This is a genomic window from Vibrio sp. YYF0003, assembly GCF_036350715.1.
Taxonomy (GTDB): domain Bacteria; phylum Pseudomonadota; class Gammaproteobacteria; order Enterobacterales; family Vibrionaceae; genus Vibrio; species Vibrio natriegens.
The window spans coordinates 653,977-678,027 of sequence record NZ_JAZDWA010000001.1 but is presented as its reverse complement, the minus strand read 5'-3'; the positions used below and the strand labels follow the sequence as shown (position 1 = coordinate 678,027).

Here is a 24,051-nt window from a genome sequence, read left to right as displayed (position 1 = left end):
AATTTGGAGGCTACATGTTAGCTCTATTATCCTTTCTTGCGTTCACCCTGTTCGTAGCTGGGTTCGCATACTACAAAACACGTGCGGCTCATCTGGAAGAGTCATCGGAAGGTTACTTTCTTGGGGGGCGTTCTCTGACCGGTGTTTATATCGGTGGTTCCATGTTGTTGATGAATATGTCAACTGAACACTTGGTGGGTCTAAATGGCCTGTCTTTCCGAACTGGTTTTATCGTGATGGCCTGGGAGGTTATGGCAGCAATCACTATCGTATTGTTTGCGATGTACTTCCTGCCTCGTTATCTCAAACTCGGCATCTCCACGATTCCTGAGTACCTAGAAAAGCGCTTCGATAAGCAGACACTGACGATCACATCGATCCTTTTCCTCAGCATGTATGTCATCTCTTTACTACCTATCGTGCTCTATACTGGAGCGATCGCTCTCGAGAGTTTATTTGATGTATCCAATGTTTTTGCAATCGATAAATCAGCGGCGATGTGGCTCATGGTCTGGGGCGTGGGTGGCTTAGGTGCTATCTACGCTGTATTCGGTGGCATTAAAGCTATCGCTGCCGCGGATACCATTAATGGTGTCGGTCTTATTACTGGTGGACTGATGGTAACTGGATTTGCACTAGCCTATGTTGGTGATGGCGATATGTGGAGCGGTTTGGTGGAGGTTTACCAAAGCCACCCTGACAAGTTCAACTCCATCGGTGACAGTGATTCCTTAGTCCCATTTTCTACACTGTTTACTGGTTTAATTGTGTCCAACATGTTCTTCTGGTGTACCAACCAGTCGATTGTTCAGAAAGCACTGGGTGCCAAAAACTTGGCTGAAGGTCAGAAAGGTGTGCTGCTGTGTGCATTCTTTAAGCTAATGATTCCAATGATTATTATCTTGCCGGGTATCATTGCTTTCCATGTGTTCAATGGCCAAATAGACAACCCAGACAATGCCTATCCGAACTTGGTTCACCTTGTGCTACCAGAAGTACTGGTTGGTTTCTTCGCCGCAGTTGTAGTTGGAGCGGTATTCTCGACCTTTAGTGGCGGACTTAGCTCTTCGGTGACTCTGTTTACGGTAAACATCTACAAGAAAACTCTGCGTCCGGATGCCACTGAAGCACAATCCGTTCGTGTAGGAAAACTATTGGGAATGGGGCTTGCGTTAACTTCTATGCTGGTTGCACCACTGGTCGCAAATGCACCGGATGGCCTATTTTACCTGATTCAGCAGTTGCAGGGGATCTTTAATTCGCCAATCCTGAGTGTAGTGTTGGTTGGGCTACTGACTAAGAGAGTACCGGCTATTGCAGCTAAGCTTGGCTTGGTCTTTGGTATGGCGGCATACATTCTGTTTAACTTTGTGATTAAAGTCGATATCCACTTCTTCCACCTTGTCGGCCTTCTGTTTGTAGCAAACGTTGTATTCATGCTAATTGTTGGACACTTCTATCCACAAGACGCGTACGAAGAAGAATACACAGAACAGGTAGATATAACTCCTTGGGCCTTTGGTAAGGCTGCCGCATCACTTATTTGTTTGGCGTCTATCTCTATGTACATCTTCTTAGCTCACAATGTACCGGGCTGGGTGATGAATGGATATTACGTGTTGGCTATTGCTATCTTGGGTTTTGTTTTTTGGTCAATCGCCAAAGAGCTGATGCGTGTATCGCAGTCTAAAAAAGTGGCGCCAGTATCTGAATAGCTAGCTTAGAAAACTACGAGTTTTTTGATTTTTAGACTTAAACCACCTACTGAAGTAGGTGGTTAACATTAAGTAGGTTGAGTTAGCCTAAAGACAAAGCTCCCTTCTCGGGACTTAAGAAAATCCCACTTTTTTGTGGGTGATAGTTTACCTTCAAATTTCTCTCAGGTGATTATCGAAAGAATTGTTTTGGAAACGTGACGACATGGAACAATCATTACTTCCTAATATCTTTGGTTTTCTGTCTAAACTGCCACCTTTTGATCAGCTACCTTACCGTGAAGCCAACGCTATGGCTTCTAAAATAGATATCCTGTATCTCCATAAAGGCAAAGCGCTGGAGGAGGATCAACTAGTTGGTAAAGGGCTTTACATTTTAAGGGTAGGGGCTGTAGAGCAGTATCATCTAGATCAATCGCTCAGAGCTCGTTTGGGCTGTGGTGATCTATTTGGTTTCAGCCATCTGTATCAGAAACAAACGTGCTCATATACGGTTAAGGCCATAGAAAATACCTTGTTATACCGTATCCCGAAAGCGGTTCTCTCTGAGCTTATTCGCTGCACTCCATCACTTGGTGATTATTTTTCCGAACATGAATCGGTGAGATTGGCTAAGTCAACTGAGGTTATGACCAGAGGCGATGATGCTGTTTACTTGCGCCCGGTAGATTCTGTTATGAATAGAGACATGGCCATCGTTTCGGCTGACACCTCGATAGATGAAACGGCTAGAGTAATGGTCAAAGAGCACAGGTCAAGTGCCTTAATAATGCAGGGACACGAGTTGTTGGGCATTGTGACTGAACGCGATATGACAAAACGTGTCATCGCTCAATGCATGAATTATAGCCAGCCTATCTCCACTGTTATGACCAGTAACCCGCTAACAATCACCAGTGGCACCTCGATGTTAGAGGCTATTGAAACCATGATGCAGCATAATGTGAGGAGTCTTCCTGTTGTAAATGCTGGGAGGGTTCAGGGAATAGTAACGGCAACAAGTATGGTTGAGCGCAGCCAAGTACAGGCTGTGTTTTTAATTAGTCGCATCTATCGCAAAGAGTCTCTGGAAGAACTGGTTGCCCTTACGAGTCAGCGTACTACCGTCTTCAGAACCTTAGTTGAGAATCGCACGCATCCTAGAACTATCCAGCATATGATGACCCTTATAGCCGATGCTTATAATAAGCGTCTGTTACAACTGGCTGAGAAGCTGTTGGGACCTGCTCCTGTTGACTACGTCTGGTTTGTGGCTGGGTCACAGGCTCGGTACGAGATCCATAACCTGTCGGATCAGGATAACGGTATCATCCTTAAACGTAAGGTTGATGTTAAAGAGCGGGAGTATTTTGGCAAATTGTCGAATTATGTATGCCAAGGCCTAGATCAATGCGGCTACTCCTTGTGTAAAGGAGACATGATGGCATCTAATCCGAGCTGGTGTACCGACCTTTCGACGTGGACTGGCTATTTTGGCCGTTGGATCAAATACCCCGAAGCAGAAGCATTGTTAAACTCCTGTGTCTATTTTGATATTCGGCCGCTATATGGAGATTTTGAGTTAGCGGAAGAATTAAAGGACAACATTAACCGGTATCTCAACGGGAATCGGCGTTTTATATCTATCATGTTGGCGAACTCACTTAGAGTGTGCCCGCCGCTTGGTATGTTCAGGCAGTTTGTGTTTGAACGGAATGGCACCAATACTAAGTCTTTTAATATTAAGCGTCATGCTGTGAATTTGCTGGTTGAGTTAGCACGGATCTATGCATTAACGGCCAAGAGTAAAGAGACCAGTATGGAGGAGCGGCTACGCGCAGCAATTAATGCTTCTCTGTTGAGTGAAGAAGGCGGGAGAGAGATCCTAGAGGCATTTGATTTTATTAATCAAGTTCGTTTTAACCATCAGTGTAATACGTCTGAGCGTAACCTCGCTTTGAGTAACAACATAACTCCAGAGGTCTTAACCCAATTTGAGAAAAATCATCTAAAAGACGCATTTCGGATAATATCTAGGTATCAAGAAGCAGCAGAGCAGAACTTTAAAACTCTGGAGATTAGAAGTTGATCAAATTTAGGAAACATAAGATTAGTTCTCTCGAGAGATTGGAGCAGCAACGCCAGCAGTTTATACAGCGCAGTGATATACCTAACGCAATAAGACGCTGGTTCGTATCGCCTGTCGCATCCGTAGATAGTGTATTTACTGCGTTACCCTTGGTGGTGATGGATTTTGAAACCACAGGGCTGGATCCAGAGAGCGATGAGATCTTGTCGGTCGGTTTAGTTGACATCAATGAAAGTGTTTTATCTTTATCTAGTGCAAAGCACTATTACCAGTTATCGTTGGCCGGAGTTAAACCTGAGACTGCTGTGATCAATCATATAGTGCCTGAGACGTTGCATGGCGGTTTGGAAACGCAGGAATTTGCGGAAAAAATCCTGAGGTCAATCTGCGGAAAGGTGGTAGTGGTCCACTGTGCCATTATCGAAAAACGCTTTTTGGCGAGGTTGTTACAGTTGCCACAAGGTGTTGAGCTCCCAGTTATCTGGATAGATACCTTAGTCCTGGAAAGTTCGCTATACGTCAACAAACTCAGTTTTCTTAACGATTATCGCCTGTGTAAGATCCGAGAAAAGCGCCAATTGCCAGCTTATCTGGCGCATAACGCCCTTGCTGATGCTGTGGCGACCGGAGAGTTATTGCTAGTGTTAATGCAGGAGATTTTTGCCTCCGGCAGCGAGGCAACGTTGGCACAACTCTATGCAAGATCCTGCGGTTATCGCTAGATCATGTGCTAATTTAACGATTAGTTGCTTGAGCTAGGATTAGGCGCAGCAGTTAAGCAAAAAGTATAGATCCTAGGCTGACACGAATCATATTACGGTCGTTTAAAACTTCAGTATTAACCGTAAAGAGATTACCTCAAAGCCTCTGCCTAGTAGGCCAGGATTGGAAGACAGCCTTTAATTGCAATCGACTTCGCCAAAAGCTTTGGGTAAGTTCGTGTCTAAATCGCACCTTTCAGTCGTTGCCAATTAAAATTGCATAAACGAAAAAGGCCGTTAAATTATTAGCGGCCTTTTTGCTAAAGTGCCGACTAGACCGAGCAGTTCAATTGGCTTAAACAGGGTTGAACGGTACCAGCTCTACTTCCTTAGTACCCCAAACACCTCTCGACACAAACTAAACAGACAGCTTTCCTTTACATCCAAAATGATGTTGTTCCGATAGTAAGGACTTAGGTCAACGCCCATGCCGACGCCGTAGATTTCTATTTTATTGCGGTTTGCTTCGCGCTCGATGACCTGCTTTAAATGATTATCGAGATAAAATTGGTCGTTGGCTGTGCTAGTGGCAGTGTCCATGGGACAACCATCGGAGAATACGATAAGTATCTTTCGCTGCGCACCTTGTGCAGTTAGACGTTGAGCGGCAAACTGTACGGCTTCTCCGTCAATTCCTTCTTTGAATATGTCGGCTTTTCGTAAGCTGGCGATGCCGAGTCGAGCTCGTCGCCAATGAGTATCGAAGTCTTTGAATATAATATGTCGAAGTTCGTTTAAGCGACCAGGGTGTTTTGGTTGTCCTTGTTGTAGCCACTGTCGATAAACTTTCCCGCCGTTCCAATTTCCGGTTGTGAAGCCAAGGATTTCAAAAGGAACTTCGGTTAGACCTACGGATTTAAGCAGTGTGTCCATCAACAAGCTCATTTTATGACTGTGCTTTTGCATGGAGCCAGAGCAGTCCATCAAAAATGTAATGGCGCATTGATGGGATGCACCGAGTTCTGGTTGTGAGAATATGGTGCGTTCAAGCGGAGAAGTAACCAGTTTGGTTATGGTGTTCGCATTAACGACTCCTTCTTCCAGATGATCTTGGCGTTTGTTTCGCTGCGGGGTTTGGACAATACTAGACAGTATTGCTGCTAATCGACGAGTGTTAACCTGTCTTGCCATCATGTCGTCAGTAAGCTTTTGTCGTAGCTCAAGCAGTAACGCTTGTCTAACCACAGTTTCAGCACCCACCTCTCGGTCAAACTCTCGACTAAAAACTTGATATTTAGACCCAGCGAGTTGGAAAGCTTTACTGCTACCAGTGATATCCGCGTCGTATTCTTGGTCTTCGATGTCCCCGTCTACAATTAGCGCCAGTTGGGCAAGGATTTTAATGTCTTCTTCAACGGCAGGAATGGTTTGATTGTTTGATTCTTCTTGTTCTTGATCGATAAGTTCACTGACGAGAGTCGCAAGTTGGTTGGCATAAGTGGCGAACAAACGCTGATCTAATCGATGTCTTTTTAGTTGTACCAGACAAGTGCCTATGATCGGTACGATTCCAGCTCGAGTGGATTCGATAGCCTCGGCGATAGGTTCCGAAACAGGTATCCCTGTTAAACGCGAATGGATGATCTGCATAAGCGTAAAAAGAAGCATACCAAGACGAGACTCAGTAAAGCCATTCTGATGATACTGTTCACTCCAATAACAAAAGTTGAATCGAGTGCTAACTTGAATACCTGCTAAGTAATGCGGGACTTGGGACTCGATTCGGACTTGCTCGCAAAAATCAAACAATAGACGTTCAACTTCGCCATTGGGGCGTTGCGAGTAATGAAGCTCTGCGTCTGACACCAAAAGGCGCAACGCTGAAGAATCGGTCTTACCTTGCATAGCCATTTTACTCTTAGTTAACTCATGGCGAGAAACAAAAGTGAGGTCATTGGTGTGGGCTGAGAGAAAGTAGTAAGGCTGATCGCCTCTATATAAACGCTCACCCCTATAATTAAGTGTGAGATTTCCACTGATCGCTCTGGCAACGGAGACACTAAGATCGAGGATCTTTTTCTGTTGAGACGCTACATTAGCCATGGCTAAGTTGCTCCATACCAGAGCTAACTGATGGATTGGCAATCAAAGTTTCACCAAAGCAGCGGAAGTAGTATTCGCAAACAAGCTGTTTTTCTTCTTCTTCACATCTATTTAGAAATGACAGCCTGAACGCGGTTGCGACGTCGTTAAAGATACGAATGTTCTCGGCCCATGTCAGTACCGTTCTGGGAGACATTACTGTAGATAAATCGCCCGCCATAAAACCGTTTCTAGTCATTCCGGCTGTTGCGATCATTTGCTCAACTAGCTGCAAACCTTGTTCATTATTGAGTTCCGGATTCTTGGATAACACGATATTGGCTTCGTGTTTAGGGTCAAGGTAGTTCAGAGTAGCGATGATATTCCATCTATCCAGCTGACTGTGATTGAGCACTTGTGTACCTGAATACAGACCAGAAAAATTGCCGAGACCGAGCGTGTTACATGTGGCGAACAATCGAAAATATGGGTTCGGGGTAATGACGCGGTTTTGCTCCAATGAGGTGTATTTACCATCTTGCTCAAGCAATTGCTGAATAACGAACATCACATCTGGTCGCCCTGCATCGTATTCATCCAATACCAGTGCGATAGGTTGTTGGATACTTTGTGGAAGGATGCCTTCTTTAAACTCGGTGATTTGCATGCCGTCTTTTATAACGATGCTGTCTTTCCCGATGAAATCGAGTCTGCTCAAATGTCCATCAAGGTTTATTCTCAGGCAGGGCCAGTTCAGTCGAGCTGCCACTTGTTCTATGTGAGAAGACTTACCGGTTCCGTGTGTGCCTTGAATGAGAGTGCGACGATTTGATGAGAAGCCCGCTAGGATGGCTAGCGTCACTTCAGGGTCAAAACAGTAATTTGGATCGATTTGCGGAACATACTCGCCACCGTGCTCAAATGCCGATACTGTTAAATCACTGTCTATACCAAAACATTCTCTGGCGCTTACTTGTCTCGTCGGTATCAATTCCGTTTCTTTCATTGCTCATTCCCTCTATATATCTTGCGAACTACCTGCAACTGTTGGTGATGTTCGTCGATTATGAACAGCTAAATCTAAGTTAACGACACTATTTGTACAAAATATTGTTAACAATGTGATCTAGTTTTGTTAATTGGAATAAATCATTCCAATTAAAGATAAATCGTTGACGCGCAAAAATTCTCCTACTAAGGTGAATGTGAATGCAAAAAAGAGACAATTCATTCCGAAAAATGAAATTTTAGTTCAACTCAAGGAGAAGGGAAGGATGAGCGAGCAAGAAAAACGCACGGTTGTTTCCGGCAATACAACGATGACACCATCAGAAGCGTTTGTTGAAACTATGGTCGCCAATGATGTGACAGACATGTTCGGCATCATGGGATCAGCATTTATGGATGCAATGGACATATTTGCTCCTGCTGGCATTCGATTAATTCCAGTGGTGCACGAGCAGGGGGCTGCTCACATGGCGGATGGTTACTCACGTGTATCAGGTCGTCACGGTGTGGTTATCGGTCAAAATGGTCCTGGTATCAGTAACTGTGTTACTGCGATTGCAGCTGCTTATTGGGCACACAGCCCAGTGGTTATTGTCACGCCAGAAACAGGTACAAAAACAATGGGATTGGGTGGTTTCCAAGAATGTAACCAACTTCCTATGTTCCAAGAGTTCACTAAATACCAAGGTCACGTGACGCACCCTGAGCGTATGGCGGAATACACCGGTCGCTGTTTTGACCGCGCTATGAGTGAAATGGGACCGACTCAGTTGAATATTCCACGTGACTATTTCTACGGTGAAATCAAAACGGAAATTCCAAAACCAGCTCGACTAGACAGAGGTCCAGGTGGCGAAAAGTCACTTAATGAAGCTGCGGATCTGATTGCCGAAGCGAAATTCCCAGTCATCATTTCTGGTGGTGGGGTGGTCATGGCCGATGCTGTTGAAGAATGTGCGGCATTAGCAGAAAGACTGGGTGCACCAGTTGTGAATAGTTATCTGCACAATGATTCATTCCCGGCAAGCCACCCATTGTGGTGTGGTCCACTTGGCTATCAGGGCTCTAAAGCAGCGATGAAGTTGATTGCCCAAGCGGATGTGGTTATTGCATTGGGTACACGTCTTGGTCCATTTGGTACTTTACCTCAACACGGTATGGACTACTGGCCAAAGAACGCGAAAATCATCCAAATTGATGCCGACAATAAGATGCTTGGTCTGGTTAAGAAAATTTCTGTCGGTATTTGTGGTGATGCTAAAGCTGCTGCAGTTGCACTAAAAGAACGACTAGAAGGTCGTGAACTACTTTGTGATGAAAACAAAGCGTCTCGCCAAGACACAGTCGCAACGGAAAAGGCACTGTGGGAAAAAGAGCTGGATGAATGGACACATGAACGTGACCCATTCAGTTTGGATATGATCGAAGAAAACGCGCAAGAAACGCCGTTCTCTGGTGGTGAATATCTGCACCCACGCCAAGTGCTTCGTGAGCTCGAAAAAGCTATGCCGGAAGATGTAATGGTGTCTACTGACATCGGCAACATTAACTCTGTTGCTAATAGCTATCTACGTTTCGAAAAACCACGCAGCTTCTTTGCCGCAATGAGTTTTGGTAACTGTGGTTATGCCTTCCCAACCATCATTGGTGCAAAAGTTGCGGCGCCACATCGTCCTGCTATTTCTTATGCAGGTGACGGTGCGTGGGGAATGAGTCTAATGGAAACGATGACATGTGTTCGTCACAATATTCCTGTGACTGCGGTGGTATTCCACAACCGTCAATGGGGCGCAGAGAAGAAAAACCAAGTGGACTTCTACAACCGTCGCTTCGTGGCTGGTGAGCTAGACAACCAAAGCTTCGCTGAAATCGCGAGAGCAATGGGTGCTGAAGGTATCACGGTTGATAAGTTGGAAGATGTAGGTCCAACACTTCAAAAAGCCATCGACATGCAGATGAACGAGGGCAAAACAACAGTCATCGAAATCATGTGTACACAGGAACTGGGCGACCCGTTCCGTCGCGACGCACTGTCGAAACCTGTTCGCTTCCTAGATAAATACAAAGACTACGTATAGGTCTCGGGGAGTATGTCCGGCCATTATATGGCCGGGCATTTTGAACACACGGAAAGGTGGAAGCGATGATTTCTAAAACCATGAAAATGCCCAGAACGCTATATGGAGAAGCGACGGGCATCGCACCGGGATTATTACTCAGTATTGTAATAGCCGCAGCGGCAACGTTTGTCTCTGATCACTACGGCGGTCCTAAGTTTCTTTATGCACTATTACTGGGTATTTCTCTGCATTTTCTCTCTGACCATGAAAAATGTGGTGCCGGTATTGAGTTTGCGGCTAAGAAGTTGGTTCGAATTGGTGTTGCCTTGTTAGGTGTGCGCATTGCCTTTAGTGATGTCAGTACCATAGGTCTTCATGGCGTGGGTATCCTAGCTGGTGCTGTAGTGCTGACGATTATGTTCAGCCTTTTGTTCGCAAAGCTACTTAAGGTGTCTGGTACATTTGGGTTACTGGCAGGCGGCGCAACAGGGATTTGCGGCATCTCCGCGGCGATGGCGATTTCATCTACGATTCCACAGAGCAAAGAGAACGAGCAATACACATTAATGACAGCGATTGGTGTTGCTGCATTTTCAACGATAGCCATGGTTCTTTATCCATTTGTCGTTACTTCACTACAGTTATCACCGAGTGAAGCGGGTATGTTTTTGGGTGGCTCCATTCATGATGTGGCTCAGGTGGTCGGTGCGGGCTTTATGTTGTCTACCGAGATCGGGGATGCTTCAACATTAGCGAAAATGTTTCGAGTCGCGATGCTGATGCCAGTGATACTGTTAATTGCATTGTCATTTCGTGCGCAGAGAAAGAATGATGGTCAAGAATCGCATATTAACGCCCCAATAATACCGTTCTTCCTGATGATGTTTATTGCACTGATTGTAATCAATAGCTTTAACCTAGTACCTCCTACAGTGTCAGAAGGAATGTCAGAGATATCTAAGTGGTGTTTAGTTATTTCTATTGCCGCTCTAGGCGTAAAAACATCATTTGAGAAGCTTTTCTCTCTAGGGTGGAAACCAATTATATTGCTTTTATTGAATGCAATGTTTATCGCAGTATATATGTTGACGGTTATTTATATTCAGAGAATAGTTTAATCATTACTTTGTTTTTCGATAGTAAGAGTATTAATTATGAAAGGTAAATATTATATCAGTATGCTCGAAGAATTATATGAAATAGTAAATGTATTTTCTGAGTCCAAAAGAAATAACACATTAATATATCGAGCGGAAGAATATAAAGTCGGTGCACTAATTCCAAGTTTAGGCAAAGTAAATAGCAATAACCTTAGAAGGGTAGAACAAGAACTTCTTTCCACAATGAAAGTTTACGGAGTACCGATGCTGGGTTCCCGTGCTGTTAATGAATGGCTATTAATGTGTTTGTCCGAACAACAAGGGTTTCCTACACGACTACTAGAGTGGACTGAGAGTCTTTTTAACGCAATATGGTCTGTCTGTAACAGTTCGACCAAGGATTGTATAAATATAATAAAGGTTCGGGGACGTCATAAGGCTAGTTTTATAAGTTCACCCCATCATATTGAAAGTACAAAGGTATTTAAAGCTGTCGACTGCGATTTTCAGGAGCAACAACAGGATAAATGGTATTCAATTCATCCATTTATAAACGAAAGAAATAGCTGTATACATTCTCTTCATGATGAGCAAGAGTATGTGAAAGATCTAATATCTATTAATATTTTACCCTCAGTGAAAAATAACTTATTAAAGGAGTTGATATCTATGAGTGAATTAAATAAGACAACATCGAATGTTGAAGAAAAAATGACGAGTATAGATTTTGAATCTAGTTCGGAAAATGACTTAGACAGTCAAAGTGGCGAAATTAAAGACGACTTTGAAGTCAATTTTCATGATAGGAAACTAGAACAATATGGGCGTAAGTATAATCAAGACTTTGATTTCGACTAACAACAAATTAACGTAGAAAATAAACAAGCGTTTGAATAATCAGTCGATGAAAAACGATTTTAAAACTTACTAGGTCAAAAATTAAATTATAAAAAAATTAAATCTGTGAGCTTAGAGTTTGTACATACCACAACTGAAAGTTAGAGTGGAGGGATGTTATAAACTTGTTAATTGTTCGTAATTATAGTTTAAATGCTCTAATAAAACGGCAATGTAGAACTGCTCTGTATTAAACCAATAACGAAAAAATAAAAGGTCTTTGGAACATGAATATGCAAACAAACACAGCAACATTATTACAGGAAAACCAAGTCGACACGACATTTTTACAGTCCTTTAGCGATGCCTGGAATAACCACGACATTGACGCATTAATGTCATTTATGACCGATGATTGTGTGTTTCAGACCGTCGCAGGAGATGGCTTGCTTGGAAACACCATTGAAGGGTACGAAGCCGTTCGTAATAGCTTCGAACTGGTTTGGCAGAATTTCCCAGATGCGGCTTGGAGCGACCCTGTGCACTTTGTTTGTGGCGATCGTGCAGTAACGGAATCAACCTTCTCTGCTACCAACCCTGATGGTACGGTGATCGAAGCTCGTATGGTGGATGTTTTTACTCTGCGTGATGGAAAAATCAGTGTTAAGAATGCCTTTAGAAAAGCTCGACCAGTTATCACTCCAAATAAGTAAACATGGCAACCACTATTCGTTCAGGGGTTATGACTAGGAGAGTCGAATTATGAGTTTAGTAATGGAAGAACCAGCAGTCGATGCTGTAGAAACTAATGCGAAAAGCACCCAAGCGAAAGATAAATACGATCCTAAATATGATCCGCTAAAGGATAAAACGCCGGGTCATGGTAAAGAGTACGCCCCAACTTACTGGGTAGATACAGCGGGTGCTCCACCGGAAGACGATGGCCCAATCACATCGGATATGGATGTCGATGTTGCGATTATTGGATCTGGGTTTACAGGCTTAAGTACTGCAATTCACCTTGCGGAAATGTATGGGATTAAAGCAACAGTTATCGAGGCGAATCGCTTGAGTTGGGGGTGTAGCACCCGTAATGGCGGTCAGGCTCAATGTGCGTCAGGACGACTAAAGCGTTCTCAGTGGATTGAACGTTGGGGCCTTGAAACGGCTTTGAAAATGCACCGCGAGTGTGTGGATGGCATGAACACATTCAAGGAACTGATCAAGGATATCGACTGTGACCCACAACCCGGTGGTCACCTATATGTGGCCCATCGTCCAAAGATGATGCCGGGATTAGAGAAAGAAGCGAAATTGCTTCGCGAAACCTTCAACTACGACGCGCAAATTTTAGATGCTGACACGGTAAAACGAGACTATGTCGGCGACCAAGAAGCAGCAGGTGCAATGCACGAACCAGAAGGTATTGGTATTCATGCAGGTAAGTTGGCTTTTGGCTACTTGAGAAAAGCGCGCGCGTTGGGCATTAAGGTCCATCCAGCTAGCCCTGTTATGGGGTGGGAAACTCGCGGTGGCGTACACTACCTCAAAACACCAGGTGGTGTGGTAAAGGCTCGCTCGGTGGGGGTTTGTACTGGCGGTTATACCAGCCAGGGTCTGCACTCGGAGTTAAAAAACCGTTTGCTCCCAGTCTTATCAAACTCAATGGTAACGCGTCCTTTAACTCAAGACGAAATTGCCGCGTGTAACTTCAAAACCAATCAGGTGATTACGGATACTCGCGTACTTCGTCATTACTATCGTTTACTTCCAGACAATCGAGTTCAGATTGGAACTCGTAGTGCGATTACCGGTAAGAATGCGCCAGAGAAGAAATACGAGGACATGTTACGTTCAGACCTTACGCGAAAATTCCCAGCATTAGACCAAATCCAAATTGATTACTCATGGTGGGGGTGGGTGGACGTAAGCCACGACATGATGCCAAGAATCTATCAACCGAATCCATCACAATCCATCTTCTACGCCTTGGGTTATGGCGGTAATGGTGTGATGTATTCAGCGCAAGCCGGTAAACGTCTGGCTCAGTGGATTGGAGGAGAGGGACACAAGCTCGACTTACCAATATTCGAATCAAAACTTCCGTTTCCAAACGTGAGGGAAGTGGTGGAATCGGAGATGTTTGCACCATTTCGACGAGTAGGACAGCGATTCCTTTACCAGTGGTACTCACTAAAGGATGAAGTGCTGTAACACTCAAAGCCTATCTCCAAAATAGGGAAATGACGACGACCAGGAAAGTTGTACCAGGTCACCTTGTAAGCAAAGTACAGAGTGGATGTCTGTACGTTATGAAAGGTTAAGACTATGAAACTTATTAAAAACAAAATCATTGCTGGAGTGACAATTGCAGCGACAGCAGTGTTTTCGTACACGGCTTCGGCAGCAAACTTCAAAATGGCTATCGGCGATGCTGCTGGTGGAACGCAATGGGAATTAGCCAAGACTTTTTCCGAGTTGATGGAGAAAAAGACAGATGGCAAAGTAAAAATTGACCTATTCCCAAATGGACAATTGGGTAATGAACAAGACACCGTTAATGATGCGGCTATTGGTCTGTTAGATTTTTCCGTTTTAGCAATTAACAACGTAACCCCATTTTCACCAACGGTTGGCTTATTAACGATGCCCTATGTGATTCAAAGCCCTGAAGAAGCCGTGCTTTTGACACAAGGAAAGGTAGGTCAGGAATTGGTAGAAAACACCATTCGAGATGCTGGTGTTCGAATCGTTGGTTGGGCGTATTCAGGCTTTCGAGTATTGACCAACTCGAAGAAGCCAGTTGCCTCGCCAGAAGATCTAAAAGGGCTGGTGATTCGTGTTCCTCGTAACGAAATCATGATTGCTTCTTACCAAGCTTGGGGCGTAAACCCAACACCAATGGCTTGGTCTGAAACCTTTACGGGTCTGCAACAAGGTGTGGTTGACGGTCAAGATAACCCATACATTACAGTGTATGCGATGAAGTTCAATGAGGTACAAAAGTACGTTACTAACATCCGCTACATCTTTTCGCTTGAGCCGCTCATCATCAGTGAGTCAGTATTCCAGCAACAATCTCCAGAGATGCAAAAGACCATTCTTGAGGCCGGTCAAGAGGCAACAGATCACAGCTTTGCTTACTTAGAAGAAACGGAAATCAAGATCCGTAAAGATCTCGAAGGTAAAGGCATGGTATTCACCGACCCTGCGAACGGTGAAAAAGAGTGGATAGAGAAAGTTACTACTTCAGTATGGCCAAAATTCTACTCAAGCATTGGGGGTAAAGAGAAGCTAGATAACGTTCTTGAGCTACTGGGTAGACAATAACGATTAGTTACACCCTATTTGACGGCAGTCCGTTGGATAGGGTTTTTGCATGGCGTTACTCGTTTATCTGCTCAAACACATTGAGCGACTGGTTGTCATGTAAAAATCAACATTGGAGGTTATATGTCAGTCGCTAAAATAATTAGAAAGCACCTAAACAACATCGAGGAGTATACCTGTTGTTTATTACTAGCGAGCTTTGTCTTACTACTTTTTACGCAAATTTTATCTCGTCAGCTGTTTGACTATTCCATTCCTTGGGGTGATGAAGTTGCCACCTATATGTTTGTCTGGTTTGCTTATTTAGGTGCGGTGGTTGCCGCGAAAATGTCAGCCCATAACCGAGTAAGTTTCCACTTTAAGTTCTTTCCTCCCATCGTACAGACCATCAGTGAAACCATAGCGGATTTACTATGGCTGCTGTTTAACGGTTATTTTGTGTACCTCTGCTACGACTTTGTATTCAATAAAATGAATCTTTTCTGGAAATCGCAGACGACCGGTATCCCGATGAAGTACTTCTACATGATTTTACCGATCGCATTTTCTCTGATGATGGTTCGGATCATTTGGAACAACTATGAGCGCTTGTGTAAAGGTGCCAAGAATGAAGACCCAGAAGTAAAAGAACTTCGCAAAATGACCGCTCAAAAGTCACTGCCAGAGTCGTAACAGAGAGATGTAATTATGGAATCCTATTTAACTCTAATCCTATTTGGTGGTTTTTTAACACTGTTAATTCTAGGCGCACCAATTACTGTATCGCTCGCAGGCGCATCCATGGCTGCCTACTTGATATTGGATAAAAACCCCATTGCACTAGTGCAAATAGCTTTTACTTCAGTGGGCAACTTCCCTTTGATGGCACTGCCATCCTTCGTATTGGCTGGCGCATTGATGGAAGCCGCTGGCATTTCCAAACGTTTAGTGGATATTGCTGAAAGCCTGGCGGGACCAGTGACTGGTGGCCTAGGGGCTGCAACGGTTATGGCGTGTCTGTTCTTCGGAGCGATTTCTGGCTCTGGCCCAGCAACCACAGCGGCGGTGGGTATGTTAATGGTACCCGCAATGGTTAAGCGCGATTACGAAAAAAGCTATGCTTCCGCAGTAACCGCTGCATCAGGTGGGCTTGGGATTATTATCCCGCCGTCGATTCCGCTAGTTATCTTCGGTATCTCTGCCATGGGCTTAATGGCACCGCCAGAGGCCATTGCTCAACATGGCCAGTTTGCATCACTATCGATTCCAAAGCTGTTTGTTGCGGGCGTGATTCCAGGACTGATCATGGCATCAACCTTGGTAATTACCAACTATATGATTGCGAAAAAGCAAGGCTATCAAGGTCTGACAGAAAACTGGTCATTTGGAGAAATCAGGCAATCATTACGCCGCGGGCTTTGGTCTGTTTTAGCGCCGTTCTTGATCCTCGGCGGCATATATAGCGGTATGTTTACCCCAACAGAATCGGCAGTGGTGGCTATTTTCTACTCGCTGTTTGTTGGCTTGTTTATACACCGTGAACTCTCGTTTAAGAACATTCTTAAATCGTTGTCGACAACGACATGGATCACTGGGCGCGTTCTATTGATCTTATTTGCGGCAACCGTGTTTGGCCGCTTACTGATTGAACAGAAAATTCCAGTAGTGGTAGCAGAGTCACTACTTGGCTTTACAGACAATATGTATCTCGTATGGGCACTAACCATCATATTGCTGTTGTTTATCGGCATGTTTATGGAAACGTTAGCGGCGATTATGATCATTGTGCCAGTCTTGCTCCCAATCATGTACATGTTAGGTGCTGACCCAACTCATGTTGGTATTGTCGTGGTTTGTACGTTATCGATAGGGTTTGCTACTCCGCCTCTCGGCGAAAATATCTTTGTCGCCTCGGGTATTGGTGGAGCCACAGTTGAACAGATTACCGCTAAGATTCACCCATTTGTTCTTGCGTCGGTACTGGGCGTGTTTGTTATCGCCTTCTTCCCACAAATCACGCTTTGGCTACCGTCATTAGTTGGCTATTAGGAGAGATAACCATGAACATATTGAAACTGATTGTTATAGGTTGTGCGTTGTCCATTGTGTTGGGTAGTGTCGCTTTGCGTGCGGAAGATAGCGCTGCCGTGAATGTACTCGATATCACGGAGCCTCACGTAGCAAGTGAAGCGGAAAAGCGTGCGAAAACCCTCTTGGCCAAGGCAGTTATACATGTTCAAACAGTAGGAGAGGAGAGCGTAAAAGACTTCATGAGTGACCCTGAATACATAGATGGGGAACTGTATGTCTTTGCCTTAGGTATTGACGGTGAATTCCTAGCGAGCGGTGGCTCGTCTATGGTGTTGATTGGCGATAGTGTGCTTGATACGCAAGACGTTTACGGCAAGCCGTTTTTTCGGGAAATGATCACCAAGGCGCTACATCAAGGTTACGGGGAAGTGAAATACAACTGGACCAACCCTACTGACCGTATGGGGGAGCCTAAAACCACCTTCTTTGAGCGTGTTGGCGAAGTGATTGTGGCCGTCGGCTACTACCCAGAGCGCGCTAGTACATCCGAGGCGAAGCGGTTACTCGCTAGAGCGATGAAAGCCATGGTGGAATCTGAGCAGAAAAGTATTGATGAGTTTAACGACCCTGAAGGAAGCTTTGTTGAGGGCGATTTATACGTCTTTGTGATGGACATGAGTTCGGGAAAGTTTCTTGCTCATGGCGCATCTCCGGAGTTGGTGGGACGCTCACATGATGAGATTTTAAGCCCGGATAATAAGCCTATTCTTACCGAATTACTGACGTTAGCTAAGAAAAACGGTCGAGGCGTGTACATCTATCAGTGGCTAAACCCTCAATCGAACAAAGTGGAAACCAAGCACACTTATTACCGAGTGCTCGATAATAAACTTGTCGCTGTTGGCTACTACGTTAAATCAAACCTATCCTAGCTCAGCTTTCCATTCGTTATCGCTATCAATCTTTAATTTGATTGGTAGCGATCCATTCTATTCCATTTCTTCTTTTACATTCATATAAAACACAATAGTGGAACAAGTATGGTAGAACCATAGCCACTCGAAGTGTGTTCTCAGCCGATTCGTGCTCTCGGTTGCGTTTTTAAGTGACCGATCTGTGTCATGTCGACCGAAAGAGACAAACCCCAGTAGATTGGATCTCACTGGGGTTAGGATTTGTGTTTGGCAATAAGGTCAGCGACTGGCGCCACAGGGTTGGTTGTTTTGCCAGGCTAAGTGGCTAACGTATCCATTGAGTATTTTGGGGACTAATGTTCGCCCCAGTTATCGGCTTCTATTTTTGCTAGTGCTTTCGCTGCTTTTTGCAGAGTAGGCAAGAACTTAATAGCTTCATCTGGTTTGACGCGAATAACAGGGGCCTGTATTGCTAAACCAAGATTAGATTGTCCTGTCGGAGAAGGCACAAGCACGGCAATACAGACTAGACCGGGCAGAAACTCTTCATCATCAATGGCAAAACCTTGGATTTTTGCTTCCTCGATGTTTTTTTCCAACTCGGAGTAATCAGTAATCGTGTTTACGGTATATTGAGTGAGAGGAACATTCTCAATAAGCCGCCTACGTTGTGACTTAGACATATGCGCTAAAAACAGTTTGCCCGTTGCAGAGCAGTGAACAGGTACTCGTGACCCCGGATGCAAATGGAAGCGAAGGGGGGCTTCTGTTTCTGCACGATCGAGGTAGATGATCTCGCCGCTGGACAGCGCTGTTAAATTACAACTTTCACCCACCTCTTCTCTGAGGTTCTCGAGAATTGTGCGTCTTGCGCTATGCATGGTGCTATTAAGCAACAAGTTCTCGGCTAGCTTTCTCAAACGAATACCCGAGCTATAGTGCTTTTCATCTCCGTCTTTTTGAATGATGCCTGCGGCTTCTAACTGCTGCAACATACGATGCAGGGTTGGTTTTGGTAGTCCGGTTTCTTCTACTAATCCTTGTAGAGATATGAACTCGTCTTTTTGCGCTATCACCTCTAATAGTGCAAAAAGTCTGAGCGTAGGAGTATCTCCTTGAACTTGCGGTGTTTCTGTAGGCATAGAGTCATTTATCCTTGCGATACGTCGAAGTCTAAGATTGTACATTTCAATTTAGTATATATCCATTTTCTGAATAAAATTTGATCTTTTTTATTAGTGCGATTAACATTTAATTAAAATATGGAACAAAATGTATCATTAAATGGAATTTATAGTATGAAGGCGATGGAAAGGATTATCAACAAAGCTCAGTTAGATCGTAAGCGAGTGGTGTTGAGCGAAGCTGAAGACCCTCGAGTGCTTGCCGCAGCGCGGATGGCCGAGGATAAGCAATTGGCATACATCACTTTGATTGGTGATCAACAAGTGATTGCAGAGACTGCGGAGCGGCATAATGTGAGTCTTGCAGGCATTCAAATTGTTTCGCCTCAGGGTTCGCCTCTTAAAGAAGCATTAGCTGACCGTCTATACCTTTTGCGTAAAGCGAAAGGCATGTCCTATAACGACGCCCTAGAACAGGTTCAAGATCCTCTCATATTTGCCAATTTAATGGTGAAAGAAGGGTTTGCTGACGGCACGGTGAACGGTGCTGTTTATACTACCTCCGATGTGGTTCGTACGGCTTTACAAATTATCGGCCCTGCACCTGGCTGTGAGTTGGTGTCGAGCTTCTTTTTGATGATGTTGTGCGAACCTTTTCACAACCTCAAGGGTGGTTTGATTTTCAGTGACTGCGGACTGGTGATTGATCCTAATGAAACGCAGCTTGCTTCCATTGCTATTGCCGCATCAACCAGTGCTAAATCGCTATTAATGGAAGAACCTAAAGTGGCCATGCTGTCTTTCTCTACTAATGGCAGCGCGAAGCATGAATCTGTCGACAAAGTTCGCAACGCAGCTCAGCTAGTGAAACAGCGTTGTCCTGATATCGCCGTGGACCAAGACGTTCAGTTGGATGCCGCTATCGTAACTGAGATTGCTGCTAAAAAACTGCCGGATTCGCAAGTGAAAGGCCAGTCTAACGTTCTGGTATTTCCTAATTTAGAAGCGGGAAATATAGGCTACAAGCTGGCAGAAAGGTTAGGTGGTGCGGTGGCAATAGGCCCTTTGTTACAAGGGTTAAACCAGCCAGCGAATGATCTATCTCGAGGATGTTGCGCTGAGGACATTTTTAATGTGATTGCGGTTACAGCGGTTCAGGCTCAACAAGATAAGAAAATAGACCAAGTTTCATCCGCCTCAATAAAAGAAGACATAACCAACTAGGGAAATAAATGGAATTACCGACGTTACTCGCCATTCTTGCCGCCATCATGATTGGCACTTACTTTCAGACCGTGACTGGATTTGGTCTCGGTATCATTGTGATCGGTTTAACTGTGAGTCTTAATCTGGTTGCACTGCCCGTTATCGCCGCAGTGGTGAGTATCGTCACTTTGTTTAATTGCTTAGTGGCATTGGTAGGTAAGCCCTTGTCTGGGGAACTTAAAATCATGCTGGCTTTAGTGGCGGGTATAGTACCTGGCGTGATTGCTGGGGTATTTTTGCTCGATCAACTCAGTGACTCAGCGACCAACATATTACGTGGTCTACTAGGCATCATGATTTTAGCCGCAGGGCTCAATTTCATGTTTAAACCGAAGACGTTAGTAATGCGCTCCGCTTCGACGTCCTTTTTATTTTCAGGATTCGGCTCCGGCCTCACTGGTGGGTTGTTTGGCATGGCAGGACCACCCATTGTTTATCATCTCTACAGACAGCCATTTTCCATTGAATTAGTACGTAGCACGCTATTGATGGTCTTTGCCTGCACTTCTGCTTCGCGCACCGCTTATGTGTATTTTGATGGTAGTTTAGGTGCAAGTATTATTTGGTTGTCCGTCATTGCAGTTCCGTTAGTCGCACTAGTCACTTTGATAGCCAGACGATATCCGCCCCCATTGTCTAACGACCAGTTGAGGAAATTGGTATTTGGAGTATTAATGATGGTTGGTGGGTATTTGATAGGGACTTCTGCTACGTCGTTGGGGTAAAGCTGAACTCATCTTACTGAGCCAATAAAGTATAGGGCGTCGTAAAAGATCGACACCAGTGGAAAGTCAATGCGCAATATCTAACAGAGCCAATGACTAATTACTGTGTAGTATGGTGCTACCAGCAAATTTGACATCTCCTAATTTAGGTTAGGTGTGATACTCTAGGCATTCTCATTTCTTTCATCTCGACCCGATTTATCTCATCTAACTTTAATGGATTCTTATCGAGTGATTGGTTAACATGTTTGAGTGTTTTGCGTCACCTTTACATTATCAGCGGTTTATTTGACCCACTTAGCCTAAGCAAAAAAGTAGTGATTAATTCAAGCTCAAGCCTCATCGATTTTGCCAGCGTAATAAACAATATTGTTTGTAGTGCTGTTGGCTGCATATTTTTATCTCAGATTCGTTCTGGCTTGACTCACTATCAACGTCGATCAGCACTTTATTTCTTTTACTTTTTCCTGCTGTTTGGTTTTGCGTTTGCAGCAATGGCTATTCGCTCCTGGCTTCCGCTTATTTATTCTGTTTTATTAAACAATTTTATGTACATGACAGTTGCGTATTTGTTGCTATTTGGCTCTATAAGTTGGTATCAACGCGATATTAAGCCGTGGTTATGGAAGCTAGCAATTGTTCATGTCTGCTCATATACAGCGATACAAACTCTTATTTATCACTTCGTACCAAATACACTTGAATTGCGTGTTCAGATTGCGTTCGTCAATTTTGCTCTGGTGTATGCTTCCACTTTTTTACTTTGTCACAAACATAGAACTTCAAATGGTAAGGGCGAGCGTATGCTCGCTTTAGCTGCATTGGTTTGCCTTGTTGCTGCTGGTTTTCCTACTTTTGCATTGGCTGTAACAGGTCAAGTAGAGTATTACCGTGTCGCAGTCGTGGTGACTCAAAACATAGTTTGCTTCTTCTTGTTAGGCGGATTATTGTCGTTATTTCTTTTTAATCAGATAGACTGGCACTACGAAAGATCCATTAGGGATGAGCTGACAGGGTTGTTCAACCGTCGTTACATTAATGAGCGTATTGCCCATTTGTTTCAGGGTGATTTGCCTATTCAGGGAACGCTTGCAGTTGTCGACATTGACCATTTCAAAAAAGTAAATGATCGCTTTGGTCACGACGTTGGTGATAACGCGCTCGTTTATGTCTCTAAAATTCTGTCTGGTAGTCTTAAAAAGGGCGATTTGGTTAGCCGCTACGGAGGAGAGGAGTTTGTGATTTTTATTGCGGATAATGATTCCAAACAAGCTCTGGCGACGTTGCATACAATCCATTCATCAGTGGAATCACAGAGCCGTTTATCGGCTATGAGCATTCCCATTACAGTTAGCATTGGTTACTGTAACTTAACTTCTCAAGACACATTACAAAGTGCTTTCACCAGAGCTGATTCAGCTCTGTATATGGCGAAAAACCAAGGTCGTAACTGTATTGTTGGCCAGTAATTTCGCCGCTCCCATAGCTTCTATATATCGAAATTGTCCATAGGCGAGCTAGCACGACCGTGGTTAGCACGTTTGAGCCCCAAACCGTTTCAGAGCGCGTCGTTTTGGCTATAGAACTAGCTAATGTGCAAAATATGCACATTGATTATAATGTTACACCTAACTGATCCACAGTAGCACCGAGTCGTGATTTGACATACTGGGGCAGTCCACAGAGGTTATCTCAACAATATCGAATTTGTTTATCCAACGCCCAAAAAGATTACATGAAATTTGATTTGAGTTTGGTGTCACTGCTAACTATCCTGCCCACAACTTGAAGGAAAGCAACGGTGTACAAGAGATAAAGTGGTCCAGTGCAGTTTATACTGATTACCGCTAGCGTATCCGTATAAACCCGTAAACAGGAGAGGGACGATAAATAATCGAATCACTTTTATGAAAGAATGGACGTTACTCATGAGTAATACCTAGTTGTTTCAAATCCTGACTATCCTGTTGTTCTGCATACTGCGCAATAACTGGAAACTGAGTATGATCAATACGCTCTGACCAGATATGCTTTGGGATATGGTTAAAGGTGTCAGCGTAGCTCGGTGCTATCTCAAGCACTAACCTGGCAATGCTATCGAGCTCTATTGACTCAGAAGATGCTGGTAAGGTCAGGACTGTTGCGGAAGATTGCGCAAGATATAGCAAACTTGGATTCTGTTCGCCTAATAACTCTGGTGTCAGCAGATGAGGCGTTTGTTGGTCGCCAAGGTCGTAATGACGCTGTAGAACCATGTACTTGTTTGGGATCGACTCTTGTGAGTTCCACCATTTTCCGTCGACGGCGGCTAAGACCATTTTTGCTTTCGACTTATCGACAATGCCAAGTCCTCGCAGGCTTGCATTGAGAAGCAAGCTGACGTTTTGGTTATAGTCTCTTTCGTTTAACACCTTATGCTGTTGAATGAGGCTAAGTACGATTTTCGCGCCCAACATATTGGAGTAAAGATCTTCAAGCGAGTAGGCTGAAATCGTCTCTGGCCATCCAGAAAAACTAGCGTAGCCGTGCCATTGGGCAATCTCGTGGGATTCCGCCTTGAAGTAGGCTAAACGCGCTGCAAGGTGAGCCGCAACAGACCATCTTTGCTCCTCGGTTAGTAAAGACGCGTCGAACGGGGTCATCTCGATATACCTTGGCCCTAATTCGGCTGGTAAATCAATGCGGTGGGCTTGACCCAGGTTAGCGAATATCTCAAAAAATAATCCCATGGTGTCATCGGCGGTATCGCGTACATGGGCGAGGTCTATAAAGCCACCTTTCTGCGTGTATAAGATACCGTTATTTTCGCTGCCGCCATGGCCCAATGCCGATGAGGATGAAGGCGTGTAGTGATATATCCCGCTGGCAAACTTGTGCGGACCTATCTCCTCAAGTTCGACAATGTTGTTCAGTCGGAAAAAAGGCACTGGGACTGGCCCGAATTTAACTTTCTGCATATCCCCAAATGCACAACACGGGCGAACGTTCTGCGGTACCGTCAATTGAGGGAAGCGAGACTCATCCAAATACCAATTCTGACTGGTCGTCAAATTGCCTGCTAGCATATCTGCGGCCTGATTCGAAGTTGGCACAGCATGGGTTTCCCAATCA

The 24,051-nt window shown here is 44.4% G+C and carries 19 protein-coding genes; 15 read left to right on the top strand and 4 right to left on the bottom strand.

The window, feature by feature from the left end:
- Positions 1-14 precede the first annotated feature (14 nt).
- The 3 genes from V1U08_RS02975 to V1U08_RS02965 all read left to right on the top strand — a co-directional run bounded on the left by V1U08_RS02975 (position 15) and on the right by V1U08_RS02965 (position 4,505).
- Positions 15-1,715, top strand: coding sequence for a solute:sodium symporter family transporter (locus V1U08_RS02975; protein ID WP_065303783.1), 1,701 nt, complete (start codon positions 15-17; stop codon positions 1,713-1,715).
- A 205-nt stretch (positions 1,716-1,920) separates the two neighbouring features.
- Positions 1,921-3,783, top strand: a complete 1,863-nt coding sequence (locus V1U08_RS02970) for a DUF294 nucleotidyltransferase-like domain-containing protein (RefSeq protein WP_014234522.1) — start codon at positions 1,921-1,923, stop codon at positions 3,781-3,783.
- Entirely contained in the window at positions 3,780-4,505 is a 726-nt protein-coding gene (locus V1U08_RS02965; RefSeq protein ID WP_330469881.1) for an exonuclease domain-containing protein, read from the top strand. The genes V1U08_RS02970 and V1U08_RS02965 overlap by 4 nt, the downstream gene beginning before the upstream one ends.
- Before the next feature lie 360 nt (positions 4,506-4,865).
- Here V1U08_RS02965 and V1U08_RS02960 read toward each other — a convergent pair whose 3' ends face one another.
- Together V1U08_RS02960 and V1U08_RS02955 are read right to left on the bottom strand one after the other, a co-directional pair.
- Complete coding sequence (locus V1U08_RS02960; protein WP_330469880.1) at positions 4,866-6,587, bottom strand: cobaltochelatase CobT-related protein; 1,722 nt, start codon at positions 6,585-6,587, stop codon at positions 4,866-4,868.
- Complete coding sequence (locus V1U08_RS02955; RefSeq protein WP_330469879.1) at positions 6,580-7,572, bottom strand: MoxR family ATPase; 993 nt, start codon at positions 7,570-7,572, stop codon at positions 6,580-6,582. The genes V1U08_RS02960 and V1U08_RS02955 overlap by 8 nt, the downstream gene beginning before the upstream one ends.
- A gap of 268 nt (positions 7,573-7,840) precedes the next feature.
- Between V1U08_RS02955 and xsc the strand changes: the two genes are divergently transcribed.
- The 9 genes from xsc to V1U08_RS02910 all read left to right on the top strand — a co-directional run bounded on the left by xsc (position 7,841) and on the right by V1U08_RS02910 (position 17,843).
- Positions 7,841-9,652, top strand: a complete 1,812-nt coding sequence (xsc, locus tag V1U08_RS02950) for a sulfoacetaldehyde acetyltransferase (RefSeq protein ID WP_020335198.1) — start codon at positions 7,841-7,843, stop codon at positions 9,650-9,652.
- A 65-nt stretch (positions 9,653-9,717) separates the two neighbouring features.
- Positions 9,718-10,752, top strand: coding sequence for a YeiH family protein (locus tag V1U08_RS02945; RefSeq protein ID WP_330469878.1), 1,035 nt, complete (start codon positions 9,718-9,720; stop codon positions 10,750-10,752).
- A 36-nt stretch (positions 10,753-10,788) separates the two neighbouring features.
- Positions 10,789-11,592, top strand: a complete 804-nt coding sequence (locus V1U08_RS02940; protein ID WP_330469877.1) for an FRG domain-containing protein — start codon at positions 10,789-10,791, stop codon at positions 11,590-11,592.
- Between the two features lie 266 nt (positions 11,593-11,858).
- On the top strand, positions 11,859-12,284 hold the full coding sequence (locus V1U08_RS02935; protein ID WP_330469876.1) for a nuclear transport factor 2 family protein: 426 nt from the start codon (positions 11,859-11,861) through the stop codon (positions 12,282-12,284).
- 49 nt (positions 12,285-12,333) lie between these two features.
- Entirely contained in the window at positions 12,334-13,785 is a 1,452-nt protein-coding gene (locus V1U08_RS02930) for an NAD(P)/FAD-dependent oxidoreductase (protein ID WP_330469875.1), read from the top strand.
- 114 nt (positions 13,786-13,899) lie between these two features.
- Positions 13,900-14,901, top strand: a complete 1,002-nt coding sequence (locus tag V1U08_RS02925; protein ID WP_020335193.1) for a TRAP transporter substrate-binding protein — start codon at positions 13,900-13,902, stop codon at positions 14,899-14,901.
- 123 nt (positions 14,902-15,024) lie between these two features.
- Entirely contained in the window at positions 15,025-15,573 is a 549-nt protein-coding gene (locus V1U08_RS02920; RefSeq protein WP_020335192.1) for a TRAP transporter small permease, read from the top strand.
- A gap of 15 nt (positions 15,574-15,588) precedes the next feature.
- Positions 15,589-16,929 carry a TRAP transporter large permease gene (locus tag V1U08_RS02915; RefSeq protein WP_020335191.1) on the top strand — a complete coding sequence of 447 codons (1,341 nt, stop codon included), beginning with the start codon at positions 15,589-15,591 and terminating at the stop codon, positions 16,927-16,929.
- Positions 16,930-16,940: 11 nt separating this feature from the next.
- Entirely contained in the window at positions 16,941-17,843 is a 903-nt protein-coding gene (locus tag V1U08_RS02910; RefSeq protein WP_330469874.1) for a cache domain-containing protein, read from the top strand.
- A 335-nt stretch (positions 17,844-18,178) separates the two neighbouring features.
- On the opposite strand, the gene V1U08_RS02905 is transcribed toward V1U08_RS02910, so the two are convergent.
- The gene (locus tag V1U08_RS02905) at positions 18,179-18,967 is read right to left on the bottom strand and encodes an IclR family transcriptional regulator (protein WP_020335189.1); all 789 of its coding nucleotides are present in this window, start codon (positions 18,965-18,967) and stop codon (positions 18,179-18,181) included.
- Positions 18,968-19,123: 156 nt separating this feature from the next.
- Between V1U08_RS02905 and pta the strand changes: the two genes are divergently transcribed.
- The 3 genes from pta to V1U08_RS02890 all read left to right on the top strand — a co-directional run bounded on the left by pta (position 19,124) and on the right by V1U08_RS02890 (position 22,409).
- Complete coding sequence (pta, locus tag V1U08_RS02900) at positions 19,124-20,173, top strand: phosphate acetyltransferase (RefSeq protein WP_330469873.1); 1,050 nt, start codon at positions 19,124-19,126, stop codon at positions 20,171-20,173.
- Positions 20,174-20,181: 8 nt separating this feature from the next.
- Complete coding sequence (locus V1U08_RS02895) at positions 20,182-20,940, top strand: TSUP family transporter (protein WP_330469872.1); 759 nt, start codon at positions 20,182-20,184, stop codon at positions 20,938-20,940.
- 317 nt (positions 20,941-21,257) lie between these two features.
- Positions 21,258-22,409 (top strand): GGDEF domain-containing protein, encoded by a 1,152-nt coding sequence (locus V1U08_RS02890; protein ID WP_268669146.1) that lies wholly within the window; start codon positions 21,258-21,260, stop codon positions 22,407-22,409.
- A 453-nt stretch (positions 22,410-22,862) separates the two neighbouring features.
- Here V1U08_RS02890 and V1U08_RS02885 read toward each other — a convergent pair whose 3' ends face one another.
- Complete coding sequence (locus V1U08_RS02885) at positions 22,863-24,032, bottom strand: DUF4056 domain-containing protein (RefSeq protein ID WP_330469871.1); 1,170 nt, start codon at positions 24,030-24,032, stop codon at positions 22,863-22,865.
- Between the last annotated feature and the right edge of the window lie 19 nt (positions 24,033-24,051).